The 2,047-nt window shown below is 63.2% G+C and carries 2 protein-coding genes and 2 pseudogenes; 2 read left to right on the top strand and 2 right to left on the bottom strand.

The annotated features are described in order from the left end of the window. Positions 1-295 (bottom strand): annotated as a pseudogene (locus F6S12_RS31360) (hypothetical protein); the annotation flags it as partial. 365 nt (positions 296-660) lie between these two features. On the opposite strand from F6S12_RS31360, the gene F6S12_RS31355 reads away from it, so the two are divergent. Then, positions 661-978, top strand: a complete 318-nt coding sequence (locus F6S12_RS31355) for a hypothetical protein (protein WP_011059155.1) — start codon at positions 661-663, stop codon at positions 976-978. A 50-nt stretch (positions 979-1,028) separates the two neighbouring features. Here the strand turns inward: F6S12_RS31355 and F6S12_RS31350 are convergent, their stop codons facing one another. Beyond that, positions 1,029-1,811 (bottom strand): AraC family transcriptional regulator, encoded by a 783-nt coding sequence (locus tag F6S12_RS31350; protein WP_011059156.1) that lies wholly within the window; start codon positions 1,809-1,811, stop codon positions 1,029-1,031. Positions 1,812-1,926: 115 nt separating this feature from the next. On the opposite strand from F6S12_RS31350, the pseudogene F6S12_RS31345 reads away from it, so the two are divergent. Continuing rightward, positions 1,927-2,047: pseudogene (locus tag F6S12_RS31345) on the top strand (EamA family transporter); the annotation flags it as partial.

Below are 2,047 nucleotides of genomic sequence, written 5' to 3'. Positions count from 1 at the left end.
CTCCGCCCAACAGGTAGATCCATAGATGGCGCCAGGTGAAACGCTGGGCCAGCCAGAAGAACAGGATGCAGGGCAGGGCGGCGACGACGCCTATCACCACCACGCTCACCAGTAGCACCACCACGCTGAAAGTCAGCGCGCTGGACAGGTTGCTCCACGGGTCACGGCTGCTGATCTGCACGATCAGGTTGACCAACAGCGTCAGGGCCACGGCCAGCGTCGCGACGCTGATGAAATAGGTGGCGACCCAATCAGAGGGCTGAACGGTACGAAGAGGTTTGGACGGCTGGGGCATGGGGGCAATGGCTTCAGGCAGAGGATGACCGGACCCAGGCTATCGGCAGCAAGGCGTTTTGATTGTGGAGTTTGCGTGGTTTTTTCGCGGTGAACACGCTTGGCGGATGACGCCGGGGGAGCAAATCCCTTATACAGGCAGCGGCCCGTCGGCAGTCCACGGGCCCGGTTTGCACCACCCACCCAGAAGGAGATGGACATGTTCAAGTTCCTGACTATGACCGAGTTGCCTCGTACCCCTGCGCATCGTGATGGAGGCTCCGTCAGCGGAGCGATCAATGCCTGGGAGCTGAAAAATCGGGCTCTCAATACGAAGGGGTTTGTCACATGTCCAAAGAATTACTCGGAGTTTCTGCTGTAGGGCTGATGGTGCTGGGCGAGTTCTGCGCCATCTACAGTGAAGTGGTGGTGGCGCGGCTGGCCCATTCCGGCAACACCTCGGGTGCCGAACTGGCGTTGCCGGTGCTGATCATGTGCCTGGGCGGTATCTGCCTGCTGGCGGCCTACTGGCTGGGTTACGTGGCGGTGGGCGACATCTGGATCATCACCGTGGTCTCGGTAACGTCGCTGCTGCTCCTGGAGCCGCTGGTGATCTGGGCGCTGTTCCAGCAGGCGCCCGGCCGCGGTGCCTTGATCGGCTTCTGCCTCGGTGCGCTGGGGATGTTGTCCGCCGTGTTCCTGTAGCACAGGCGCGCAGGTCCGGCCTGGCAGGCAAGCTGCCGGGCCCGGGTCGTTCAGACCCGGCCCTGGGCAAAGTAGCGACTGGGCGGCTCGCCCAATACCTTGCGAAACACACCGCTGAACGCGCTTGGGCTGCTGTAGCCCAGGTCGGTGGCAACCCGGGTGATGGGTTGTCCCTGGCCCAGGCGTACCACTGCAGCCAACAGGCAGGCCTGCTGACGCCATTCGACGAAACTGATGCCGCTGTGTTGCCGGAACAGCCGGGTGAAGGTACGGCGGCTCATCCCGGCGCGCTCGGCCATGGCATCGATCCCCAGCTCCAGCGACGGTTGCTCCAGCATTTCCCGGCAGACCCTGGCCAGGCGCGGCTCGGACGGTAATGGGGCGTTGAGGCACAGCGCCGGCATGGCGGCGATTTCATGCAGCAGCAGGTTCATGAGCTGGCCCTGCGCGCTGTCCTCGGCGTAGAGAGCGGGGATGTCCACGGCTCGCAGCAGCAACTGGCGCAGCAGTTCCGACACCTCCAGTACCTGGCAATGTCCGGGCAAGCCCAGGTTCTTGATGGCCTGGGGACGCACATAGGTGTTGAGCATGGTCACCGGCCCGCTCATGTGCATGGCATGGGTCACCCCGGCCGGCACCCAAATGGCCCGCTGTGGCGGCACCACCCAGTTGCCCTGCTCGGTGTAGACGCTGATTACCCCGGTGGCGGCGTAGGCGAACTGCCCGCGTCGATGCTGGTGTTCGGCGAAGTGCTGGCCGTCCGCATAGTCGATGGCCGTGACCAGCGCATCTCGGGGGATGTTTTCGTAGGGGTCGATATCGATAGGGTGCATGGCCCGAATTTACTGATAGTTGACCTGATACTGCAAGCGGGCCATGGCTTCACGCAGCGATAGTGCGGCCCTGTCCCGGGATGTGCCCGGGGCCGCCTTTTGTGGATCGCGCGACATGCAGAAAAAACACCTGTTCCTGGCCCTGTTGGTGACGGCCTTGTGGGGCCTGAACTTTCCCATCACCAAACTGGGCCTGGCCAGTATCGATCCGTTGCTGCTCACCGCCCTGCGTTTCA

This window comes from Pseudomonas sp. JV245A (assembly GCF_032424515.1).
Taxonomy (GTDB): Bacteria; Pseudomonadota; Gammaproteobacteria; order Pseudomonadales; family Pseudomonadaceae; genus Aquipseudomonas; species Aquipseudomonas protegens.
Note: the sequence above shows the minus strand (reverse complement) of the source record. Positions and strands in the feature narration are given on the sequence as shown.

Coding starts and splice junctions, on each gene's coding strand:
- F6S12_RS31350 (WP_011059156.1), bottom strand. CDS start 1,811: ATGCACCCTATCGATATCGACCCCTACGAAAACATCCCCCGAGATGCG.
- F6S12_RS31355 (WP_011059155.1), top strand. CDS start 661: ATGGTGCTGGGCGAGTTCTGCGCCATCTACAGTGAAGTGGTGGTGGCG.